This is a genomic window from Clostridium sp. TJA032 (assembly GCF_058310275.1).
In genome coordinates, this window is record NZ_JBZEFB010000001.1 from 1,287,376 (window position 1) to 1,310,091 (window position 22,716).

21 protein-coding genes, 1 other RNA gene and 1 riboswitch are annotated in these 22,716 nt (G+C 27.1%); of the genes, 3 read left to right on the forward strand and 19 right to left on the reverse strand.

Going from position 1 to position 22,716, the window contains the following annotated elements:
- Positions 1-57: 57 nt before the first annotated feature.
- From AC4FRL_RS05970 to glsA, 6 genes are all read right to left on the reverse strand, one after another.
- On the reverse strand, positions 58-657 hold the full coding sequence (locus AC4FRL_RS05970; RefSeq protein WP_491139291.1) for a hypothetical protein: 600 nt from the start codon (positions 655-657) through the stop codon (positions 58-60).
- 140 nt (positions 658-797) lie between these two features.
- A complete protein-coding gene (locus AC4FRL_RS05975) occupies positions 798-1,919 on the reverse strand; it encodes a glycosyl hydrolase family 8 (protein ID WP_491139292.1) in 1,122 nt (373 codons plus the stop codon).
- A gap of 50 nt (positions 1,920-1,969) precedes the next feature.
- Entirely contained in the window at positions 1,970-2,515 is a 546-nt protein-coding gene (locus AC4FRL_RS05980; protein WP_491139293.1) for a lytic transglycosylase domain-containing protein, read from the reverse strand.
- A gap of 9 nt (positions 2,516-2,524) precedes the next feature.
- Positions 2,525-3,124: a dephospho-CoA kinase gene (gene coaE / locus AC4FRL_RS05985; RefSeq protein WP_491139294.1), complete on the reverse strand. Its 600-nt coding sequence runs from the start codon at positions 3,122-3,124 to the stop codon at positions 2,525-2,527.
- A gap of 13 nt (positions 3,125-3,137) precedes the next feature.
- Entirely contained in the window at positions 3,138-5,738 is a 2,601-nt protein-coding gene (gene polA / locus AC4FRL_RS05990) for a DNA polymerase I (protein WP_491139295.1), read from the reverse strand.
- A 78-nt stretch (positions 5,739-5,816) separates the two neighbouring features.
- The gene (glsA, locus tag AC4FRL_RS05995; RefSeq protein WP_491139296.1) at positions 5,817-6,734 is read right to left on the reverse strand and encodes a glutaminase A; all 918 of its coding nucleotides are present in this window, start codon (positions 6,732-6,734) and stop codon (positions 5,817-5,819) included.
- A 202-nt stretch (positions 6,735-6,936) separates the two neighbouring features.
- Here glsA and AC4FRL_RS06000 point away from each other — a divergent pair, with 202 nt between their 5' ends.
- Together AC4FRL_RS06000 and AC4FRL_RS06005 are read left to right on the forward strand one after the other, a co-directional pair.
- On the forward strand, positions 6,937-7,461 hold the full coding sequence (locus AC4FRL_RS06000) for a hypothetical protein (protein WP_491139297.1): 525 nt from the start codon (positions 6,937-6,939) through the stop codon (positions 7,459-7,461).
- A gap of 80 nt (positions 7,462-7,541) precedes the next feature.
- On the forward strand, positions 7,542-8,777 hold the full coding sequence (locus tag AC4FRL_RS06005; protein ID WP_491139298.1) for an aminopeptidase: 1,236 nt from the start codon (positions 7,542-7,544) through the stop codon (positions 8,775-8,777).
- 65 nt (positions 8,778-8,842) lie between these two features.
- Here AC4FRL_RS06005 and AC4FRL_RS06010 read toward each other — a convergent pair whose 3' ends face one another.
- The 13 genes from AC4FRL_RS06010 to AC4FRL_RS06070 all read right to left on the reverse strand — a co-directional run bounded on the left by AC4FRL_RS06010 (position 8,843) and on the right by AC4FRL_RS06070 (position 21,435).
- Entirely contained in the window at positions 8,843-9,892 is a 1,050-nt protein-coding gene (locus tag AC4FRL_RS06010) for a hypothetical protein (protein WP_491139299.1), read from the reverse strand.
- 15 nt (positions 9,893-9,907) lie between these two features.
- Positions 9,908-10,924, reverse strand: a complete 1,017-nt coding sequence (locus AC4FRL_RS06015) for a phosphodiester glycosidase family protein (RefSeq protein ID WP_491139300.1) — start codon at positions 10,922-10,924, stop codon at positions 9,908-9,910.
- Positions 10,925-11,434: 510 nt separating this feature from the next.
- An RNA gene (rnpB, locus tag AC4FRL_RS06020) (RNase P RNA component class A) lies at positions 11,435-11,781 on the reverse strand.
- Between the two features lie 46 nt (positions 11,782-11,827).
- Positions 11,828-12,085, reverse strand: a complete 258-nt coding sequence (locus AC4FRL_RS06025; RefSeq protein ID WP_491139301.1) for a hypothetical protein — start codon at positions 12,083-12,085, stop codon at positions 11,828-11,830.
- 108 nt (positions 12,086-12,193) lie between these two features.
- On the reverse strand, positions 12,194-12,883 hold the full coding sequence (locus tag AC4FRL_RS06030) for a radical SAM protein (protein WP_491139302.1): 690 nt from the start codon (positions 12,881-12,883) through the stop codon (positions 12,194-12,196).
- 16 nt (positions 12,884-12,899) lie between these two features.
- Positions 12,900-13,457: an ECF transporter S component gene (locus tag AC4FRL_RS06035; RefSeq protein ID WP_491139303.1), complete on the reverse strand. Its 558-nt coding sequence runs from the start codon at positions 13,455-13,457 to the stop codon at positions 12,900-12,902.
- Positions 13,458-13,470: 13 nt separating this feature from the next.
- On the reverse strand, positions 13,471-14,451 hold the full coding sequence (locus tag AC4FRL_RS06040) for a nucleoside hydrolase (RefSeq protein WP_491139304.1): 981 nt from the start codon (positions 14,449-14,451) through the stop codon (positions 13,471-13,473).
- Between the two features lie 131 nt (positions 14,452-14,582).
- Positions 14,583-14,627: riboswitch (PreQ1 riboswitch) on the reverse strand.
- Positions 14,628-14,760: 133 nt separating this feature from the next.
- A complete protein-coding gene (locus tag AC4FRL_RS06045; protein ID WP_491139305.1) occupies positions 14,761-15,549 on the reverse strand; it encodes a Nif3-like dinuclear metal center hexameric protein in 789 nt (262 codons plus the stop codon).
- A complete protein-coding gene (locus AC4FRL_RS06050) occupies positions 15,549-16,238 on the reverse strand; it encodes a tRNA (adenine(22)-N(1))-methyltransferase (protein WP_491139306.1) in 690 nt (229 codons plus the stop codon). The genes AC4FRL_RS06045 and AC4FRL_RS06050 overlap by 1 nt, the downstream gene beginning before the upstream one ends.
- Before the next feature lie 13 nt (positions 16,239-16,251).
- Positions 16,252-17,139 (reverse strand): PH domain-containing protein, encoded by an 888-nt coding sequence (locus AC4FRL_RS06055; RefSeq protein WP_491139307.1) that lies wholly within the window; start codon positions 17,137-17,139, stop codon positions 16,252-16,254.
- Between the two features lie 184 nt (positions 17,140-17,323).
- Entirely contained in the window at positions 17,324-18,424 is a 1,101-nt protein-coding gene (gene rpoD / locus AC4FRL_RS06060) for an RNA polymerase sigma factor RpoD (protein ID WP_003451215.1), read from the reverse strand.
- Positions 18,425-18,450: 26 nt separating this feature from the next.
- The gene (dnaG, locus tag AC4FRL_RS06065) at positions 18,451-20,238 is read right to left on the reverse strand and encodes a DNA primase (protein WP_491139308.1); all 1,788 of its coding nucleotides are present in this window, start codon (positions 20,236-20,238) and stop codon (positions 18,451-18,453) included.
- 168 nt (positions 20,239-20,406) lie between these two features.
- Positions 20,407-21,435 carry a deoxyguanosinetriphosphate triphosphohydrolase gene (locus tag AC4FRL_RS06070; protein ID WP_491139309.1) on the reverse strand — a complete coding sequence of 343 codons (1,029 nt, stop codon included), beginning with the start codon at positions 21,433-21,435 and terminating at the stop codon, positions 20,407-20,409.
- 192 nt (positions 21,436-21,627) lie between these two features.
- Here AC4FRL_RS06070 and AC4FRL_RS06075 point away from each other — a divergent pair, with 192 nt between their 5' ends.
- Positions 21,628-22,683, forward strand: a complete 1,056-nt coding sequence (locus tag AC4FRL_RS06075; protein WP_491139310.1) for a CotS family spore coat protein — start codon at positions 21,628-21,630, stop codon at positions 22,681-22,683.
- Positions 22,684-22,716 lie beyond the last annotated feature (33 nt).

Genomic DNA, 22,716 nt, shown 5'->3' on the forward strand with positions numbered 1-22,716 from the left:
TTTCTTACTTAATAAGATACTACTTAATTTAAAATCTTTAAAGAAAATTTTTATATTTTATTCTTCAAAAAAATTTTTATCCTTAGCATAAGATAAAAATTCTTTTAACCAAAGGTTACTTCTTTCTTTATCTACAGAGTCTAAATACTCAAAAAAATAGCTTAACTGTCCTCTTTTAAATAAGCCCTTAAAAAGATGTCTTGGAAAATCCACCTTTTTTTTATAATTATTTTTAGGGTCAATTATTTTTATTTTATTGTTCTTTTGAATATATATATCCTTACATCTTATATCTATTCTCTTAAAATTTAATTTTTCAAACTCTAAAATCATTAAATATAACTCTTTACAAAGTTCTTCATTTAAAGAGTTTTCCTTTAAATACTTGTCTAACCTAATTCCTAATACACATTCTCTTACAATATATCCTCTCTTACATTCATAAACCTTTGGAAAAAATCTTGAACTTCCTACTCTTTTTAAAATGCTGCTTTCATCTTCCCAAACACTTATTCTTCGAAAAATTTTTATAGCCTTATTATTTTTAAGAAGAAAAACAATACCATTATGACCTTCTCCTAAAATTTTAGCTTCTTTTAAAGCTTTTTCTAAATCTTTATCTATTTCCTTTAAGCTATAATCAAAATTCTTACTCATTGTACCCCTTTTCACCTATAAAAAGTATTAATACTATATTATACAAAGTATAAATTAAAAAATGACTAAATTTAAACTTTATAAATTAAAGAAAAAAGTAAGATTAGTCTATCTAATCTTACTTTTAAGTATTATTAATTTTAATTTTCACCTTTATATTTTTGAAAAGCTAATAAGGCATTTAAATTATCAAAGGAATATACAGTTTTCGAATTTTCATCACCAAATCCACCATAGAAAATACTTTTTTCATTTTTTATCTGATAATACTTTAATTTTTCTATAGCCTTATTAAATAATTCTTCATCACCAATTTTATTAGCTATTAAAGCAACATAAGAATATATAGAAGGAGATTCAACTTTTGAGGTAGCTTCCCCTGTTTTATCATTATAAGTAGCTACTAAGAAGCCATCCTCTTTAAACCTATTTCTTATCCAATTAATAGATTCTTCCTCATTTTCTCCTGCTTCTATTCTATTTAAAATAACTATTGTAGATAATAAAAGGTCAATATTTTCTTCTTCATCATATTTTTGTGTTTCTTGAAGAAATACCTTTTTATATAATGGAAGCTCTTTAGAAATTTTTCCTTTTTCTATTAAAGTATTAGACTTATCATAAATAACTTTCCATTTATCATCTGCTTGACTTAAAAGCTTCATAGTTGGTAAATCTAAATAACAAAGAGTTGTTGTATTACCCTTTCCAGAAACATCTATGTAATCTACTAAAGTATCATTTTCAATTGCATGTTTTAATAATGAGTTAGCAATATTTATAGCATAAAATTTATAGTAAAACTTATCCCACCTATTATATGCTAAAAGTAAAGCCTTTATTATTCTAAGTTCATCTATAGTAGCTGAAGAATCTGAATTTTCATCACCTTCTTTTCTCCAACTAATAAGACCATTTTTAAGCCTCATATTTTTTACTATTTCAAATTGTTCATCAAAAAGCTCCTTGTTATTAGCATTTACTGCATATAACATCATAAGCCCCTCTGATTCTGATAAAACTGAATGCCCCTTAGTTATATCCCCTTCTGAGGTATTATTTATGTAATTTGTATAAATTCCATATCCTTTTTTACTTAAATCTTTTTCAATAAAATTTAAAAGTATCTTTTCTTCCTTAGGATTAAAATTATCTTCCCAATTTACTTCCATATTAATGGGCTTTATATATTCCATATTAAAAAGCAAAAAGCCTATTAGAATAACTAAAATTCCCCCTAAGATAATAAGCAATTTTTTCAAAAAATCTCCCCCTATAATTTATCCCTAGTTAATTAAAACACATAGGCCACTTATTTATAAAGTGACCTATATATATTATAATATACATTTACTTTTTTTACATACTTATCCGTTTCCTTAAAAGGTATATAGGTAAGCTTTTTTCCATCATCAGAATGTTCATTGCTATTTAACCATTCCTGAACTCTTCCTCTTCCAGCATTATAAGCTGCAATTACTAAATCCCAATCATTAAATTCCTTATGAAGATTATTTAAATACCAACAGCCAAACTTAATATTAATCTCTGGCTCTAATAATAAGTCAGTATTAAAATTTACTATTCCCTGTTTTTCAGCTATCCACTTTCCTGTAGAGGTTGTAATTTGCATAAGGCCCCTTGCATCCTTGTTAGACTTAGCATCAACTTCAAAGTTGCTTTCAGCTTTTATAACTGCCATAACGAAATAAGGATCTAAATCATATTCCTTGCTATACTTTTCCACATAATTCATATATTTTAAGGGAAATATAACGTTTTTTAATACATACCTACTACCTAAAAACAGTAAACATATGGCTAAAACAACTATAACTAGCCTTATTATTTTCTTCATGTTTCGCTCCTACTGATATAAATTAAAAAATTCTAACAAATCGTCTACCTGTTCCTTAGTCTTAATTAAATTAGAACTATTGTCAATTATTATGTTAGCATAATTCTTTTTTCTTTCAAGACTTAATTGAGAATTTATTCTATTTATAGCTTCCCCTTTACTAAGCTTATCTCTAAATTCCATTCTCTGTATTTGACTGCTTTTATCAACCCAAACAAGAATCATGATATCCATATCCTTATGCATATCATTTTCTATTAATGTAGCTCCATCTATAACTATAAGCTTTGTATTTATTTTTTCATACTCTTTAATTTTATCTTCTATTTCTTTTTTTATATAAGGCATTATTATTTCCTCATACTTTACTCTCTCTTTAGGAAATCTAAATATATGATTTCCAAACTCTCTTCTTCTAAAGTCCCCCCTCCAATCAAAAAAATGACCTCCAAAGGTTGCTCTAACTCTTAAAAGTATATCGGGATATTTCTCTAAAACTTCTCTTGCAATAACATCTGCATCTATGACTTCAATGCCAGATTCCTTTATCATGGAAGAAATAGTGCTCTTTCCAGAGCATATTCCTCCTGTAAGGCCTACCTTAATCATAAAAAATCCCCCTTTACTTTAAATTGTACCAATTATCTCCAACATTCACATCTACTTCTAAAGGCACACTTAATTTTATTGTATTTTCCATTTCTTCTTTAAGAATATTTTTTACAATTTCTAACTCTCCTTCAGAAACATTTATTATAAGTTCATCATGAACCTGTAATATTAACTTACTTTTTAAATTTAAGTCTTCTAACTTATTATATACATTTACCATAGCAAGTTTTATTATATCTGCAGCAGTACCTTGAATTGGTGCATTCATTGCAAGCCTTTCTCCTAGAGATTTTACTATTTTATTTGAAGCATTAATCTCTGGTATATATCTTCTTCTATTTAACATAGTTAAAACATATCCCTTTGTTTTAGCTTCATCAATAACCTTAGCTATATATTCCTTTATTTTTGGATATCTTTCAAAATATATATCCATATATTCTTTAGCTTCTTTTCTTGAAATATTTAAATCTTGAGAAAGACTAAAATCTCCTATACCATAAACTATACCAAAGTTTACTGCCTTAGCCCTACTTCTCATTAAAGGAGTTACCTCATCAACTGGAACCTTAAAAACCTCTGAAGCTGTTTTGGTGTGTATATCTGAATGATGATTAAAAGCATTTATCATATTTTCATCCTTAGCCATGTGAGCTAAAACTCTAAGTTCTATTTGTGAATAGTCTGCTGATATTAACAAATCGCCCTTATTTTTAGGTATAAAAACCTTTCTTATTTCTCTTCCCATTTCATACTTTATAGGTATATTTTGAAGATTAGGTTCTGTTGATGAAAGCCTTCCCGTTGTAGTTACAGTTTGATTAAAGGTTGAATGTATAGAACCATCTGTATCTATAACAGACTTTAATCCTTCAACATAAGTTGAATATATTTTTGAAAGTTGTCTAAAATATGTTATTTTCTCTATTATAGGGTGTTTATCCTTAAGTTTTTCTAAGACTTCTGCATTAGTTGAATATCCTGTTTTTGTTTTCTTTATAACAGGTAAATCTAATTTTTCAAATAATATTTTTCCTAACTGCTTTGGAGAATTTATGTTAAATTCTTCTTCTGAAAGGTCAAATATTTCTTTTTGAGTTTCTTCTAACTCTTTCTTAAACTTTACAGATAAATTATCTAATATCTCTTTATTTACCTTAAATCCTATTGATTCCATAGAAGATAGCACTTTTTCTAAAGGAAGTTCCATACTATACATAAGCTTTTCCATTTTTTCTTCTTCTATTTTTTTCTTTAATATTAAGGTTAAATCCTTCATAAAAGATATTCCAACTAAGTCTTCTTCTCCCTCTTTTACCTTTGGGAATTTTGAAAGATAATCATTTATTAAGGATAATAGAGTATATTCTCCCTTTGATGAATCTATTAAATAAGCAGCTATTTCACAATCAAAGGATAGTGCTTTAAAGTCTATTTCTAATTTCTTTAAAGCTGTTATAGCATTTTTTACGCTATATCCATTTTTTAATATAGTTTCATCCTCAAAAAACTTCTTAAATAAATTAATATTTTCCTCTTCATTAATTAATTCTTTAAAGTTAATTAGATAGTTTTCTCCATTATAATTAATAAATATTTCCTTAATCTCTATAGTAGAATACTTTTCTTTATTTAAATATGAAAAGGTAATATATACCTCATTTTTTATACTTTTAAGTAACTTTTCTAATTCTTCATTGTTTTCTACTTTTTTTACTTCAATATTTATTTCAGGCTCTTTTTCTTCTCCCTCTGATAATCTATCTAATACAGATTTCATTTGAAGCTTTGTAAATAAAGCCTTTAATTTATCCTTATTATAATCCTCTCTTGATTTTATCTCATCTAAATCAAATTCTATAGGTACCTCTGTCATTATAGTTGCTAACTTTTTAGAAAATATAGCTTGATTACTATATTCAGTTAAGTTTTCTTTTAATTTTTTACCACTTATATTATCTATATTTTCTAAAACCTTCTCTACAGAACCATACTCTTTTATTAATTTAAAGGCTGTTTTCTCTCCAACTCCAGGAACTCCTGGTATATTATCTGATTTATCTCCCATAAGCCCTTTAACATCTATAAATTGAGTAGGAGTTACACCATACTCCTCAACCATTCTGTCATAATTATATACTTCTATTTCAGAAACACCTTTTTTAGTTATGCAAACATTTATATTTTTAGATGCTAATTGAAGTGCATCCTTATCTCCAGTCATAATATAGACTTCTATTCCTTCACTTTCAGCAAATTTAGCTAAACTTCCAATAATATCATCAGCTTCAAAGCCATCTAGTTCATAAGTTGTTATTGAAAATAGCTTTAACATTTCCTTGACAATTGGAAATTGTTCAGCTAACTCAGGAGGCATTTTCTTTCTTCCAGCCTTATAGTCCTCATACTCTAAATGTCTAAAGGTCGGTGCTTTTTTATCAAAAGTACAAACTATGTAATCAGGTTTTATATCTTCTCTCATTTTAAAAAGCATATTTGTAAAACCGTATATAGCATTTGTATGAATTCCTTCACTATTACTAAGCAAAGGCACAGCATAAAAGGCTCTATTTAAAAGACTGTTTCCGTCTAATATTAATAATCTTTTCATTCTAATCCTCCAATATTTTATTCTATTACTATCTCTTTTAATGATTTTTCCCATTAGTTCTAATAATATTAACACATTTTAGAAAATACTTAAATCTAATTCCTCTGATAAATCTTTCATAACATGTGTACCTGCTATACTATTACCCTTATCATCTAAGGAAGGTCCAAAAATCCCTATTCCCATTCTTCTTGGTACTGCAGCCATTATGCCTCCACCAACACCACTTTTTGCTGGAATTCCTATATGCACAGCAAACTTACCAGAATCATCGTACATTCCACAAGTAACCATTATTGTTTTTATAATTCTACATATCTCTCTAGATATTACTCTCTCGCCATTCCAAGGAAGTACTCCATCATTTGCAAGCATTGCTCCAAACCTAGCTAAATCTTTAGCATTAACCTCTAAGGAACATTGTTTAAAATATAAATCTAATATATCATCTATATTTCCTTCTATAACGCCATTACTTTTCATAAAATATGCTAAGGCTCTATTTCTATCTCCTGTTTCCTTTTCAGATAAATAAACCTCTTTATTTAATTGAATATCCTCATTGCCAGTTACTTTTCTAGTAAATTCTAAAATTCTTTCAAATTTTTCTTCTTCGCTATCTCCTTCAATTAATGAGGTAGTTAAGATTGCTCCTGAGTTTACCATAGGATTAAAGGGTTTTTTAGATGGCTTTCTCTCTAAGCTTACTATACTATTAAAACTATCTCCTGTTGGTTCAACGCCTACTCTTGAAAAAACTCTATCTTTACCATTATCTAATATGGCAAGCATTAAAGTTATTACTTTAGATATACTTTGAATAGTAAACTTTTTATCATAATCTCCTGCTCCAACTTCTTTTCCATCAAGAGTAACTATATATATACCTAAATCTTCCTTATTTGCTTTTTCTAATTCTGGTATGTAAGATGCCAGTTTTCCATGTTCAACATATTGTTTATTGTTCTCTATTAAACTCTCAAGAAAATTTTTCACTTTTTACTCGCTCCTTAGTTTAATTTTTATTAAATTTATTAATACTTAACATATAAACATTATAACATTTTCAAAGAATTATTATAAATATTTAAATTCCTTTTAATATCATCATTCTTTTTAATATATAAAACTTATAAGATTTGGACAAATATTTATAAAAATATCCATAAAATATATTAAAAGACTTTGGAGATTTTTTATGAATTTAAATGATTTAAAAAAACTAAATACTTTAATTTCATATTTAAACACTCTATCTCTTAAGGATTTTAATAAAAATTTTAATTTTTTAGGAGAAGGTATTTCAAGAAAGGTATTTTCTTTAAATAAAAACTTAGTTATAAAGGTTGCTAAAAACCATGATGGCTTACATCAAAACTTTGTTGAATCTTATGTATTTAAAAACTCCCCTTATAAATTTAAAAGATACTTATGTCCTGTTTTATTTTATAATAAAAATTTTATAATCATGCCAAAAGCTGAAGTTATTCCAAATCTATATAAAAGTCCTTTTGTTGATATAAAAAATTTTAGAGAGGAAAGCTCCTTTTTAGAAGATATATATACTCTTTCAGAAATTTTTTTCTTATACAAAGAAGACTTATATGTTCAAAGCTCTTGGGGACTTATAAATGATATTTATTATTTAATAGATTATGGATGCACTTCTTTTAATGGAGATACTTATTATGATGAAATTATGAAAAAGGAAGGTTTGTTATAAAATAATATTTTAATCAATTGTTTTATAAATGTAAGTGCATTATAATAATGGTAAGAATTTGTAAAGAAAGGATGGATATTATGAATAAATTTGAAAATATGTTAGAAAATTATGCCAAGTTAGCTACAAACATTGGAGTAAATGTTCAAAAAGGGCAAACTCTTGTTATATCATCTCCTGTAGAATGTGTTGATTTCACAAGAATGCTTGTTAAAGCTGCTTATGAAAAAGGTGCAAAAGAGGTTGTTGTTCAATGGAGTGATGAAATCTGCGGAAAACTTAAATATGAATACTCTCCTTTAGAAGTTTTTGAAAACTTTCCAGAATGGATGAAAGAATCAAGACTTAGCTATGCTAAAGAAGGTGCTTGTTTCTTAACAATTTCTGCCTCTGACCCTGAACTGTTAAAAGACATAGACCCTAATAAAATATTAGCTTTTAGAAAATCTTCAAGTAAAGCCTTAGAAGAATTTAGAGAAATGCTAATGAGCAATAAAAACTCTTGGTCAATAGTTTCTATACCAACTAAAGCTTGGGCTAAAAAAGTTTTTCCAGAGCTATCTGAAGAAGAATCTGTAGGAAAACTATGGAACGAAATTTTCAAAATTGTTAGAGTAGATACTAAAGACCCTATTGAAGCTTGGAATAAACATACAGAAAACTTAAAATATCATATGAATTATTTAAATGAAAAAAATTTAAAATCATTACATTATGAAAATTCTCTTGGAACAGATTTAACAATAGAATTACCTAAAGGTCATATTTGGGCTGGTGGTTCTGAATACACTCAATCTGGAATTGAATTTATAGCTAATATTCCTACTGAAGAAGTCTTTTCTATGCCTTATAAATATGGAGTAAATGGAAAGGTTGTAAGTTCAAAACCTTTAAATTATGGTGGAAATTTAATTGATAATTTTTCTCTTACTTTTAAAGAGGGTAAAGTAATTGATTTTTCAGCAGAAAAAGGATATGATACACTAAAAAACCTTTTAGATACAGATGAAGGTGCTAAATATTTAGGAGAAGTAGCTCTTGTTCCTTATAATTCTCCTATATCAAATTCAGGAATAATATTCTATAACACTTTATATGATGAAAATGCCTCCTGTCATTTAGCTCTTGGAAAAGCCTATTCTTCCTGTATAAAAGATGGAGAAAAAATGAGTAGTGAAGAACTTGAAAAAGCTGGTGCTAACAACTCTTTAACTCATGTAGATTTTATGATAGGAACAAAGGATTTAAAAATAACAGGCTTAACTGAAGATAATATTGAAGTTCCTATATTTAAGGAAGGTAACTGGGCTTTTTAATTCTTTTCTTATATTAAAATATAAATAGGAGATAACTTAAAATAAGTTATCTCCTATTTTTTTATTTATACAGTTTTAGCAGAATCAAAATATACTCTATGAAGTTTATTTCCATCTATTATAGTTGCAAAACCATTAGAATACATTTGTAAGAACTCGCCTTCATATTTAAATTCTTTTCCATTCTTAATGTCTTTAACAACTTTTTCTTCCTTATCTAAAACATAGATTTCTCCATCTTTTCCTATATATATATCATCCATATCTATGTTCTTATCTAAAGGCATCTTATTCCAAGAATCAATAGGATTTTCTACATCTCCATAAACAATCTTGAAAACTTTTCTGTCCTTTATTTCTCCAAAGTATATATTACCTTCTTCATCAATACCTAAAAGTCTAACCTTAAAGGAAGGATTAATTCCTAGCTTCTTATTAGGTTGAGTTAAGTATATTCCTGTTCCTCTTTCACTATCATAAACTAATCTATCAGCTCTTGGCATAATTTCTATATCACCTAATAAATTAGTTGTTAAATCAACATCTGTTACATCATCATTATTATCTATTCTCTTAACTATAGATTCTTTTGTTTCTTCATTAGTGAATTTAATATAAATAACACCTGTTTTAGTTGAAACTGTTATCTCTGTTACCTTATAAGAAGAACTTATGTTGCCAACTTCAACTTTCTTAGTTTTATTTGTGTCAACATCAACAGAGTATAGCATTACTGTATTCTTTTTATTGTTATAAGGAATATCTGTAGTTACAAGTAATCTATTTCTATCCTTAAGCCATGTGTAATAAGATGCTTTTTCTCCATCAAGTTCTACATTAGTTTCACTATCATCTAAAGTATTAAGTATCTTAAGTTCCCCACTATCATTTAAATAAGCTAAATATTCTCCATCATAGGATACTTTTTCATCTCTCATATATAAAGGTAATTTAACATCTTTATTTTCTTTTTTATATTGACTAGCTATGTCTATTGCTTTTACATTAACATTAGAATTTAGCCTAAAGTAAAATTTATCAAAGACAAACAAAACTAAGCACTGTAAAACTATAGACAGTAATCCCCATTTTAAAAATCGCTTTAGGTTCTTCATAAAACTCTCCTCTTTTTACTTTACTATTACAGCTGAAGGTATAGATCTCTCTCCTACGTTAGATGCTGGATTGTTTATAACTTTTCCATTTAAATACATTGTAGTTGATTTACCTCCATCTAAGTTTATTGCAGTAACTACATTACAAGTATTTAATAATATCTCTTGTAACTCCTTTAAGGTTGCTCCTCCACTTGTTAAACTTCTACCATCGACAACTAACATTACTATAGCTCCATCAGCTCTTTGTCCTATAGCAGTTCTTGGGGCAACTCCCCATCCACCATCACCTTTCATAGGTGTAAGTTCTCCATCTTTAACAAGTACAGGTCCAAAGCTTACAGCTTCCTTAACATCTAAAGCTTTAAGGTCATCGTAAGAATACATTCCTGCAATCATTTTACCTTCTTTAGTTATTCCAACTAATTCTATTTTTTCATTATCAGCAACATCTTTATATATTAATTTACCCTCTGATATAATTATTCCAGCTGGTAAACCTCCATTTCCTGTCCATTGAGCTGTACTAGATTTATCTGTAAAAGCTCCTCCATTTATAGCAGCTACAGCATTATATTCTTTTGCAATCTCAGAAGTGGTTTGTCCTTCTTTGCCTAAGTACTTAGAAACTCCTATCTCTACCCTAGTTGGGTCTTTTATAACTATGTAATATCCATTATATTTAAAATTCTCAAAAGAATATAATTCTATACTATTATCATGTTTAGTTGGTAATTTTACATTTGTATTTGTAGTTTTATGATTTACATTTTCGTTTGTATCTGTTTCATCAATATTTGAATTTAATATTTTATTAATTTTTTCATCTGATAAAAATGTAGTGGCCATCCATTGATGACTTAAACTAGTCATAGCGGCTCCTACGTAAGTCCTCTTAGCATTTTGGAACGGTCCATATAAAAGTATAAAAGGTGCTGTAATAGCTGTAAATATGATTTCAAAGGCAATAAATAAAGCTAATGTCTTCCATTTCCTTTTACTTCTCCTCTTTTTTTTACTATCTCTCCCCATTTTTCCTCCTCGATGTAAAATAATTTAGTTTAATAAAAAATCCATACCAACAAATTCATAAGTTAAATTCAAATTTTAAAATATCATTTATCTATTATACATTATTTTTAATACAATATTATGACAAAGTTATATTTTATTTATAAAATTTATATATTTTTTTAATTATATGAGCTATTTTTAAATTCTTTTCATATTAAAGAGGTTTATAGATTAAATTTTCTTTCATCATATCCTAAAAAAAGAACTAAAAATATAACCTTTACAATCTCAAAGATTTTTTTCATTAGTTTAATCTCCTTTAATATTACATTTATCTTTTGTATTTTCTTCTTATAAATTAATAAATTTCTAAATTAACAATTCATTTCAATTTATATTCTTACTTTATTATGTATATCCAATAAAATTAAATTAATACTGTAATATTAAAGGCAATAAGGAAATAATACACAGGTATAATTTTTTATAAAATAAAAAACACTTAGGTCTTTTAACCTAGTGTTTTAAAGTACGAGATAAGTCTATAAGCCGAGTTCTGTATTTGACAATCATCTATCTAGGCCTATTGTTGCCAATAGGCTCAAGCGACACACCCGAGGACGGAGCGGGCAACCCCTGTAATGTCCTCCTATTTGGTCTTGCTCCAGATGGGGTTTACATAGCAATATAGTCACCTATAAACTGGTGAGCTCTTACCTCACCTTTCCACCCTTACCTAAAAACTCTAGGCGGTTTATTTCTGTTGCACTATCCTTAGAGTCACCTCCACTGGACGTTATCCAGCATCCTGCCCTATGGAGCTCGGACTTTCCTCTCCTAGTTCTAAGACTAGCAGCGATTGTCTGGCTTACTCGCAAGATTAATATTAACACATATAATAGATTTTTTCAAATTATTTTTTCACCACTTACTACAAATTACAAATATAGCTAAAATTCCTATAAATAAAATAGCTAATGGAATACCTATTTGACTTATAATAAGAAAAGTTAATATACTTCCTATAGTTCCCCATTTAAAGGCTTTTCTAAAATAACAATTATTAAAAGAATATCTTTTATATATATTTTTTCTAAAATTTCTTCTTAATCTATTAAAATCTCTTTTTAAATCCTTAAAGCAGTCTTTATGAAAATTATCTCTAAAGTTTGACCACATAAATAATGTCTCCTAAAATCTTTATATAACATTATATGAAAAAAACCTTGTTTCTTCCATAAAACAAGGTTTTTAATAAAAATTTATAAATTTATTTTAAGCTGTTCTTTAATCCCCTACACCAAAATCTGTATTTTCAAATAAAACCTCTATAGTTTCATTATCCTTTAAAAAAGAATATTCTTTTTCAAACCATTTGATAAGTTCTTCATCTCTTTTAAAAGAGGTTGTATTTTCAGTCCAGATATTAACAGTTCCATATTCAAAATTCTTTAAAAGTATATCCATATCTTTTTTTATCATATCTTTAGTCTGACCTTTTATTCCAACCATAAGACATATTGATTTAAAATACTTTTTAACCTCATCTACACTATTAAATCTAGCATTCTTATTTAAAACCGTATTCCTAAAATAATCATCAAAGGTTTCAATGCCAGTTTTAAATATTATAGGAACACCAAAGTATTCTTCAATCTCCTTTAATCTATTTCTATAACACCAATGAGCTTCAAAAAAAAGTTTTTTAATATTTTTACTCTCTATAATTTTCTTTATTTCCTCTAAGGTTTCCTTTGGAATTTCAAATACACTTCCTGAATTTATTACTTCTAAAACTCCATAAACTCCCTTTACATTGCTAAGTACCTCTTTATTTAAGTTAACTATCTCATAAGTATTTTTTGAATTATCTTCTATATAATCACAAAAAGCACATTTTCCCCATAGGCAAGGAAAAGATTTTAAAAGAACTATCTCTCTTTTATTTTTATTATCTATAATATTATATCTATCCAAGTTTTTTCATCTCCAATTAAGCATTTTGTAATTTTATCAAAATATTTTTAGGTAATCTTTTTACAACCTGTAACATTAATAAAACTGCAACTAATTTATCGCAATAATCTGTTAAAAACTGTGTTATAAAAGCACTTAAAACAGGATTTACACCTAAATTATTTAAAATTATTATTAAATAACTAGACCCTGAAGAAGTTAATCCCCCAAAAATATATGCAGTTAAAATTGCTCCTATAAGGCTTACAAATAGGGTCATTATAAAAACACTAACAAATACTTTCTTTCCCTTCATAAAACCTTTTTTATAGAAATATCCTGCAAAAAAACCAGTAAATATTTGAACTGGTGCAAAATATAAAGAATATATGTCAAAGGTTATCCCACTAACTAAGCTTCCTAAAACTCCTGTAACCATACCATAAACAGGACCTAAAACAAAGCCAACCATTATTGTCCCTATAGAATCTAAATATATAGGAAGCCTTAAATTTAAAGCTATAAAAGCTCCAATCATATTTAAAGCTATTCCAATACCCATAATTGTTAATTTTAAGCTCTTTGAATTTCTCATAAATAAATACCTCCTAAATACCGTATTTAGGATTATTTATTATATTTTCAATATCTTCTTTATGATTTTTAAATATCTTATTTAAAAAACTAATCATAAACTCTTTGCTATTAACTTTATCTAAAACAAATACATTTTTTCTTTTTTTATAAAAATTTGCTACATCAACAACACTTTGCCCAATTGATATATCTTCACAGGCTATATCTACATAAGCTTTAAAACCACTACAAATATTTTTATTTAAAAAATATTCCACAGCTAAAGGGTCATTTATAACACAACCAAGAGTTCTTTCTTGTTCCCAATGAAAATCAACATAAAACCTAGTAATATCATATATAAAATTACCAATTTCATCCTTAAATTGATGTATCATTTCTCTTAAATTTGGTGTTAGGACTATTTCTCTTGTAACATCTAGAGAAACCATAGTAAATTCCCCTTCAAACTCTTTTAAAAACTCCCTAGCTCCATGAGGATCTACCCAATAATTAAATTCAGCTACAGGAGAGCAATTTCCATGACTTTTATAAGCTCCTCCCATAGATACTATTTCACTAACTTTATGAAAGGTTTTTTTATCTTTTTTTATTGCTCTAAATAAATTTGTTAAAGGTCCAAGTGCAATAATACTAACCTCTTCCTCCTGCTTTAAAGTATTTAGTATAAAATCAACTGCATTTTCTCTAATATAAGAAAGAGGTACTTCTTCTAAAAAAGTTTCTCCTAAGCCATCTTCACCATGAGTATCTTGTGCAGTTATAAGTTTTCTTTTAAAGGGTTTACTTTCTCCTAAATAAACTGGAATATCTAATCTTCCTAAAAGTTTAAGAACCTTTAAGGCATTTTTAGCTCCTTGAAAGCTTTCAACATTTCCTGATACTGTAGTTATCCCTAAAACCTCAATATCCTTTGACTTTAATGCAAGAATAATGGCTAAAGCATCATCTATTCCTGGGTCGCAATCAATAATTACCTTTCTTTTATTCATTTTTTGTTTCCTCCCTTTGATTTAAATTAACCAAAAGGAACTGCAATTATTTTTAAATAAAAACCTATTAAAAATAATAAAAACTATATTACAGGCATACTAAAGAGTATAACTATCCTATAATACAGTTACAGCCCTTAGTTTTTTATAGAGGGATGGTTACGAACCTCTACCAATACAAGCTTGGATTTTATAAAATTTTAGGTATGGTAAAAATGCATACCATACCTATTATATAATAAAAGAATATAAATTCAAATATTACTAAAATATAATACTTAATATTTATCTTATTAATACTATTAAATTTTATATAAATTCAAAAGGGTCTTTAGATTTTTTTGAAATAACAAATTCTACATCTTCCCCTAACTTTTCTTTAACTTTCTCACTAACCTTAATTAATACAGGCCATTCTGACTTAAAATGTCCTATATCTAAAATATTTAATCCCATTTCTTTATAATCTGAAACAAAATGATATGTTGTATCTCCAGTTATTATTAATTCTGCTCCAAGCTTTCTTGCCTCTTCAAAGAAATCTTGTCCACTCCCATTTATAATAGCAATTCTTTTTACAGAATTATTTAAATCTCCTGCATATCTTAAATTTTCAACCCCTAAAGATTTTTTTATAACATTTATTATGTCTAAAATAGTAATTTCCTTATCTAACTCTACAAATCTACCAATACCACATTCAGGATTAAATTGATTTTTGTCCATTACTATTCCTTTATTAAAACCTAAAATTTCAACTAAGGTATCATTTAATCCTCCATTAACTGAATCCCAATTTGTATGAGCTGAATAAAGATTTATATCATTTTTTATTAGGCTTATAATTTTTCTTCCTAAAAGGGTATCTGTTGTTATTGAATTTGGCTTTCTAAATAAAAGAGGGTGATGAGTTAATATAAGATTTGCCTTAAGCTCAATAGCCTCCTTAATAACCTCCTCTGTACAATCTAAAGCTAGTAAAATTTTAGTTATGTTTTTTTCTCTATCCCCAACCATAAGGCCTACATTATCAAAGCCTTCTTTTAAATTAATTGGGGCAATATCCTCTATTATTCTTATAATATCATTTAATTTCATTATATCATCCCCTTAAGTTTTCTTATTTTTTCTTTTAAATAGTCTTTTCTTTTATTAGCAGATTCTGTATCCTCTTTTATAAAGCTTAATATACTTTCATATTTTTTTATTTTTTCTTCAATAAATTCTTTAAATAAAGGATGCTTACTATCTTTTAATAAAGGACTTATTTCATAATCTATTTCATCCTCAAAAATTAGTTTTTCTGAATTTTCATCATACTTAACCTTAAATAATTCATAAAATCTACCTTCATCCTTAATTAAATCTTCTTCTAAAATTTTATAATTATTTTTATATAAAAACTCTCTTAAAACTTCTGGGTTTTGTGCTGGTTGTAATATTATAAAATCATATTTTTTTACTTTATCTAAATCTTCTAATAAAATGTCCCTAGTTAAATTTCCACCCATTCCTGCTAATATAACTCCATCTACTTCTCCTACCTTTAAAGGATTAAGACCTGGGCCTAAGAGACATTTTACCTTGTCTGAAACTCCTTCAAAGTTAACATTAACCTTTGCCTTCTCTATAGGTCCTTTGTTTATATCTGAAGCTATAGCTCTTTTACATAGGCCTTCTTTAACTAAATATATAGGTATATACCCATGGTCTGTACCTATATCTGCTACGCTTTCACATTTATCTACATGTTCTGCAATTTTTTTTAATCTTTTACTTAACTCCATAATATCCCACTTTCTACAAATAATTTACTAGTGTTTGTATTTGTGAAACTAAAAACACCAATGCTATTACTAAAGGTAAATAAATATATCTTTGAGCTAATTTTTTATCATATTTAGCACAAAAATGACTTGCATAATAAATACATATTAGCAAAATCATATTCATTATTCCATAGATAATTTGTCTTACTACAAAGTCCTTTGCACTTCCTATAGTACAAGAGGTTAAATAAGCACTAAAATCAATTGGCATCTTATCAGGCATTTTTCCTAATAAATATAATATAGCTGGTATTAATATAATTCCTAATATTAATATTGATGTTATTATAAAGGGAATATAAAATCTTTTATCTTTTATAATATCTCGTACATTATTTATTTTTATCTTAAAACTTTCTTCCTTTATCCCCTTTAATAATATTAATTTTTTAAAGCTTTCAAATTCCTCTGGAGATATACCATAACTTATATCCTCAGTATGTAAATATATAACCTTTTTACTAGATGTAACAAACATTCTAGCTATGCCAACATTATGAACTACACATCTTCCAAAACAATATTTATGCTTTCCAAATCCTGATAACTTAAATCCATCTATAACTTTATACTGTTCCAAAAAACCATTGATATCTTTAAAGTTTATCCTAAACTTTTTTAAACCTTTAAAGCAATTTATTTCAATAAAGTTTTCGTAAACCTCATAAACTAAGGATAAATCAAGCAAAATGTAATAAATGCATACAATACTATAAATAACTCCTGCTAATATTATAAACTTTTCCTCTAAATAGCCCTTAATTATTTTATCTAATATAACTAATAGCATATTTCCTACAAAAAGATACACTAGAAGTTCAAAAACTCCATGCCCTCTTTTAGCCTTAAATTTTGTCATTTACTACTTCACCTCATTTAAATTATATCATAAAATAAAGCTTTATTCAGAAATTAGCCTTTAGACCTTATTATTTCCCTTAAACTCTATATAAATAACAATTTTTAAGATTAATTCAAAAATTTTATAAAAATATAGAAAAAAAGATTAGCACCTTTATCTAAAGGTGCTAATCTTTTATATGTTAATCTAAATAATCTTTTAATTTTTTACTTCTACTTGGATGTCTTAATTTTCTTAAAGCTTTAGCTTCAATTTGTCTAATTCTCTCTCTAGTAACATTAAACTCTTTTCCAACTTCTTCAAGAGTTCTAGCTCTTCCATCATCTAATCCAAACCTTAGTCTTAATACCTTTTCTTCTCTAGGAGTTAAAGTATCTAAAACATTTATTAGTTGTTCTTTTAACATAGTAAATGCTGCTGCTTCAGCTGGTGCTGGTGCATCATCATCTGGTATAAAATCACCTAAATGTGAATCTTCTTCTTCTCCAATTGGAGTTTCTAAAGAAACTGGCTCTTGAGCTATTTTTAAAATTTCTCTTACCTTATCAACTGGCATATCCATTTGTTTTGATAATTCCTCTGGAAGTGGGTCTCTTCCTAATTCTTGAACTAACTGTCTTTGAATTCTTATAAGCTTATTTATAGTTTCTACCATGTGAACTGGTATTCTTATAGTTCTTGCTTGGTCTGCAATTGCTCTAGTTATTGCCTGTCTTATCCACCATGTAGCATAAGTTGAGAACTTATACCCTTTTCTATAGTCAAACTTTTCAACAGCCTTTATAAGACCTAAGTTACCTTCTTGTATAAGGTCTAAGAATAACATACCTCTACCAACATATCTTTTTGCTATACTTACAACAAGTCTTAAGTTAGCTTCAGCTAATTTTTTCTTAGCATAATTGCTTCCCTCTTCTATTTTCTTTGCAAGCTCTATTTCATCTTCTGATGATAATAGCGGAACTTTACCTATTTCTTTTAGGTACATTCTTACAGGGTCATCTATGGCAATTCCCTCAGGAACAGAAAGGTCTAATTCCTCTTCTTCTTCCTCTTCTTGTTCAATTTCACTAATTACCTCAATTCCCATAGATTCTAGAACTTCATAGATTTTTTCTATTTGTTCTGGATTTAATTCTATTTCATCAAGTTCATCCATAATCTCCTTGTAAGTCAATGAACCACTCTTTTTACCTTTATCTATAAGTCTTTTTACTAAGACCATTTTGTCAACTTTTTCTTTACCTTCACCTTTTTTTGCTTTTGTTGTTTTAGCTTTCATTTTATTACCTCCTTCCGCCATTAAAACTACTTACTCCTTTCTAGTTCTTTTAGTTTATCACTTATTTCTTTAGCTCTTTTAACTAATTCAAGTGATTCTTTAAACCTATTGTTTTGTTCACATTTTTTAATTTCTTTAAGTACAGTAGTCTGTTCTTGTTCTAATTTATACTTTCTAATTAAGTTAATATAATCTTTAACAAGAACTTCTATATTAGAAGAATGATCTAGAATAAGTAAGTCTTTTACTTCTAACCATTCCTTTAAAACTTTTGGATCTTCACACTTAGCTTCTATATGCCTTCCTAAATCATTAAATCCTTCCTCTTCTATGGATTCATTTATTATCTTTTGTAAGGATTTAATAGTAGGAGATATTAAATCATCCTCTTCTAAGTATTTTTTTACTAATGAATGGTTTTCCTCCATGCAAAGAAGCTTTAAAATGCTTCTTTCTCCTTTAACATAAGGAGGCTCTACATATAATTTTGTTCCATAATCTTCCTTATTATTCACTTTTTCATAGTTTTTATTATAGTTTAATGATTTTTTATTTAATAAATCATAAAATGCTTGTTCTTTTATGGATGTTTCTTCTGAAATTTTCTTTATGTAGACATCTTTTTCGATAGGATTTAAATCTGATAATATATTAACAACCCTTTCTGCATATTTTATAAGACCATTATTATCTGAAAAATCTATTCCAATTCTTGCCCTACTTAGCTTATAATCTATAAGTTTCTTAGCAGATTGAATTAATTTTACAAAGGCTTCTTTTCCATTAGCTCTTATAAACTCATCAGGGTCCTTTCCTTTTGGTACAGTTAGTACTCTAACATCTAATCCTGCATTTTGCAATATCTCAAGACCTCTTATAGTAGCCATTTGTCCTGCAATATCTGCATCATAAGATATTATTACTCTGTCTACATATCTTTTTAATAATCTTGCTTGATTGTCAGTTAATGCTGTTCCTAAAGAAGCAACTACATTAGTTATTCCATATTGATGAAGTGAAATACAATCCATATAACCTTCAACAATTATTAAAGTTCTATCCTTTAAACCATGCTTTATTGCAAAATTTAAAGCATATAAATTTGTTCCTTTATGGAAGATTAGGGTTTCAGGAGAGTTTAAGTACTTTGGCTTTGAATCATCTAAAACTCTACCTCCAAATCCAATTACACTTCCCTTATAATCAAAAACAGGAAAAATTACTCTATTTCTAAACCTATCATAAAAAGTTCCTTTTTGACTTTTTATTCCTAAACCCGCTGCTTCAATAGCTTCCTTACTAAATCCCTCTTTTCTAAGATGGTTTATGGTGTTTTGCCATCCTTCCTTAGCGTAACCAAGACCAAAGCTTTTTAATATATTTTCTTTTATACCTCTTTTAAAAAAATATTCCTTTGCTTCTTTATGATTTTGAAGATTAGAAAAGTAATATCTTGCTGCACATTTATTTATGTTATATAAAATCTGCTTTTTTCTTTGAGCTTCACTCTGCTTCCCATCTTCTACAGGTATTATAATGTTCGCTCTTTCTGCTAAATCTTTAACAGCATCTACAAAGTTTAAATTTTTAGTTTTCATAACAAAACTAATTACATTTCCAGCCTCTCCACAGCCAAAACATTTAAATATTTGTTTATCTGGAGACACACTAAAAGACGGACTTTTCTCGCTATGAAAAGGGCAAAGACCTGAAAAATTTCTACCAGCTCTTTTTAGTCTTACCACCTCAGAAACAACATCCACAATATCATTTTGTTCTTTAACTTTTTCTATAATTTCTTCTGAAATTCGCAAGAAATCTACTCACCTTCTTAATATTTTTTGACAATTAATTATTATTCGACATCAATTGATAAAATCCTTCTCAAATTTTAAATATAACTTTTTTTTTATAAATTTTCAAGTGTAAATGTATAATAATTATATTTTAGCAACATTTTGACCTAATTATTCCAAAAATCCTTAGTACATAACAAACTTAGGAATATATATTTTATTAAATTCATTTGTGCAGTAATCATCTGTCATACCCGCAATATAATCTGTAACTCCTCTATGTATTCCTTCTTCCTTGCATATTTCTTTATATAATGTAGGCATTTCATTCCAATTTTTATAATAATATTCTATAACTTTTTCTAGTACAAATTCTGCTTTTTTCCTCTCATTTTCTAAGTATTTCCCTAAATATATATTATCAAACAAAAACTTTCTAAGCTTTACAAAGGCATCTCCTATCTCTTTGCTTAAAGATACCTTTAACTCACCCTTCTCTATATTTGAAAGAGTATTAAAAATACAATCTTTTACTAAGGTATTTATTCTTTCACTTCCTCTTTCTCCTAAAAGATTTATTATATCTTTAGGTAAATCCTCTTCTCTTAAAATTCCTGCTCTAATTGAATCATCTATATCATGATTCACATAAGCTATTTTATCAGCAAATCTAACTACTTGTCCTTCAAATGTTCCTGATACCTTACTAACATTTGAAAATCCACTATGATTTAATATTCCATCTAAAACCTCTTTTGTAAGGTTAAGACCTAAACCACCTTTTTCAATTCTTCTTGCTACTCTAACACTTTGTTCATTATGCTTAAATCCTGTAGGAAGAAATTCATTTAAAACATCTTCTCCTATATGAGCAAAGGCTGCATGACCTAAATCATGTCCTAAGGCAATTGCCTCTATTAAATATTCATTTAAAGATAAAGCAACTCCTATAGTTCTAGCCACTTGAGATACCTCTAAAGTATGAACAAGTCTTGTTCTATAATGGTCTCCATAAGTCCTTATAAAAACTTGAGTTTTTCTCTTTAATCTTCTAAAAGACTTACTGTGAATTATCCTATCTCTATCTACCATAAAACAAGTTCTTATTTCATCTTCTTTCTCAAAACGCTCTCTCCCTAAGGATTCACTTGAGAATTTTGCGACTTTGTTTAACTTAATTCTTTCAAAACTTTCAATATTCTCTCTTATTTTCATAGCATCACCTTATTATATATATTCTATGTGCCTATTTAAAATCCTTTTATATTTTAAGGCTATTTATCCTTGTAAAATTTTATGTTAAAAGCCTCTTTTATAACAAAATAAAAGTATTTCATATTTTAAAGTATAATCTAAAGTTAATTATAATATTCTTATAATAAGTATTTTTTTATTAGGAGGTTAATAATGTCTAAGCATTCTAAGGATTTTGATATTTTTAATACTGTAGAATCATTAGTATTACCTATGTATAATCTAGAAAATTATGCTATAGAAAGGATAAAATTTAAAAATACAGATAAAAATAGAGCAGTTTATAAATTAATAAATAATGAAAATACTTTCTGTTTAAAAAAAGTCTATTATGATGAAGAAAGACTATTATTTATATATTCTGTTATGGAATGGTTTTCTAGAAATGAAATAAATCTACCTAAATTATTACCTTCTAAGGATTATGGAAGATTTGTAAAAGCTAATGATATGCTCTTTATGCTATCACCTTGGGTTAGTGGAGAAAAATGTGATTTTGATAATGTAAATCATGTATTATTATCTATAGATAATTTAGCTAAAATGCACAACTGTTCTAGAAATTTTAAAGCAATTGAAGGAAGTTTAATTAAAACTGGATTTGATAGTCTCTACATATCCACTCTAAAACATTTTAATAAAATTCTACTATCATTTAACTTAGCTAATAAACTAAAACATAAGGATAAATTTTCTTCTTTATTTTTAGATATTTTTGATGAAAATATTTTTCTTGCAAAAACTTCTCTAGAAATTTCTAATTCCATTATAAATGAAAATTTAAGTAAATCCCTTTGTCATGGTGATTATGTAAACAAAAATATTTTAATAGATGATAATAAAATTTATGTAATAGATTTTGATAAAGCACTTTTAACCTATTCTATGTATGATTTATGTTATTTTATGAGGAGATTATTAAAAAGGTCTAAAATAAACTGGGACATAGAACTTACAAGAAAAATATTAAAAACATATAACTCAATCTCTCCTATTAATGAAGATGATTTTAGATATATATTTGCTTACTTATCTTTCCCACAAAAGTATTGGAGATTATCAAAAGATTATTATAGCAACATAAAAAAATGTAACAAAAAAATTTTTTTAGATTCTTTAAAAGAAGTAGCCCAAAGCACCTCTTATCAAATTAATTTTGTTAAAGAATTTAAAGATTTAGTTAAAAAGGAATTTAAAATTAAAATTTAAAAAAAGGAGTATTCTTTAAAGAATACTCCTTTT

Bases quoted from the DNA above. Each gene is read 5' to 3' on its own strand.
- AC4FRL_RS05970 (WP_491139291.1), bottom strand. From the start codon at position 657: ATGAGTAAGAATTTTGATTATAGCTTAAAGGAAATAGATAAAGATTTA.
- AC4FRL_RS05980 (WP_491139293.1), bottom strand. From the start codon at position 2,515: ATGAAGAAAATAATAAGGCTAGTTATAGTTGTTTTAGCCATATGTTTA.
- coaE (WP_491139294.1), bottom strand. From the start codon at position 3,124: ATGATTAAGGTAGGCCTTACAGGAGGAATATGCTCTGGAAAGAGCACT.
- polA (WP_491139295.1), bottom strand. From the start codon at position 5,738: ATGAAAAGATTATTAATATTAGACGGAAACAGTCTTTTAAATAGAGCC.
- AC4FRL_RS06000 (WP_491139297.1), top strand. From the start codon at position 6,937: ATGAATTTAAATGATTTAAAAAAACTAAATACTTTAATTTCATATTTA.
- AC4FRL_RS06005 (WP_491139298.1), top strand. From the start codon at position 7,542: ATGAATAAATTTGAAAATATGTTAGAAAATTATGCCAAGTTAGCTACA.
- AC4FRL_RS06010 (WP_491139299.1), bottom strand. From the start codon at position 9,892: ATGAAGAACCTAAAGCGATTTTTAAAATGGGGATTACTGTCTATAGTT.
- AC4FRL_RS06015 (WP_491139300.1), bottom strand. From the start codon at position 10,924: ATGGGGAGAGATAGTAAAAAAAAGAGGAGAAGTAAAAGGAAATGGAAG.
- AC4FRL_RS06025 (WP_491139301.1), bottom strand. From the start codon at position 12,085: ATGTGGTCAAACTTTAGAGATAATTTTCATAAAGACTGCTTTAAGGAT.
- AC4FRL_RS06035 (WP_491139303.1), bottom strand. From the start codon at position 13,457: ATGAGAAATTCAAAGAGCTTAAAATTAACAATTATGGGTATTGGAATA.
- AC4FRL_RS06040 (WP_491139304.1), bottom strand. From the start codon at position 14,451: ATGAATAAAAGAAAGGTAATTATTGATTGCGACCCAGGAATAGATGAT.
- AC4FRL_RS06045 (WP_491139305.1), bottom strand. From the start codon at position 15,549: ATGAAATTAAATGATATTATAAGAATAATAGAGGATATTGCCCCAATT.
- AC4FRL_RS06050 (WP_491139306.1), bottom strand. From the start codon at position 16,238: ATGGAGTTAAGTAAAAGATTAAAAAAAATTGCAGAACATGTAGATAAA.
- AC4FRL_RS06055 (WP_491139307.1), bottom strand. From the start codon at position 17,139: ATGACAAAATTTAAGGCTAAAAGAGGGCATGGAGTTTTTGAACTTCTA.
- rpoD (WP_003451215.1), bottom strand. From the start codon at position 18,424: ATGAAAGCTAAAACAACAAAAGCAAAAAAAGGTGAAGGTAAAGAAAAA.
- AC4FRL_RS06070 (WP_491139309.1), bottom strand. From the start codon at position 21,435: ATGAAAATAAGAGAGAATATTGAAAGTTTTGAAAGAATTAAGTTAAAC.
- AC4FRL_RS06075 (WP_491139310.1), top strand. From the start codon at position 21,628: ATGTCTAAGCATTCTAAGGATTTTGATATTTTTAATACTGTAGAATCA.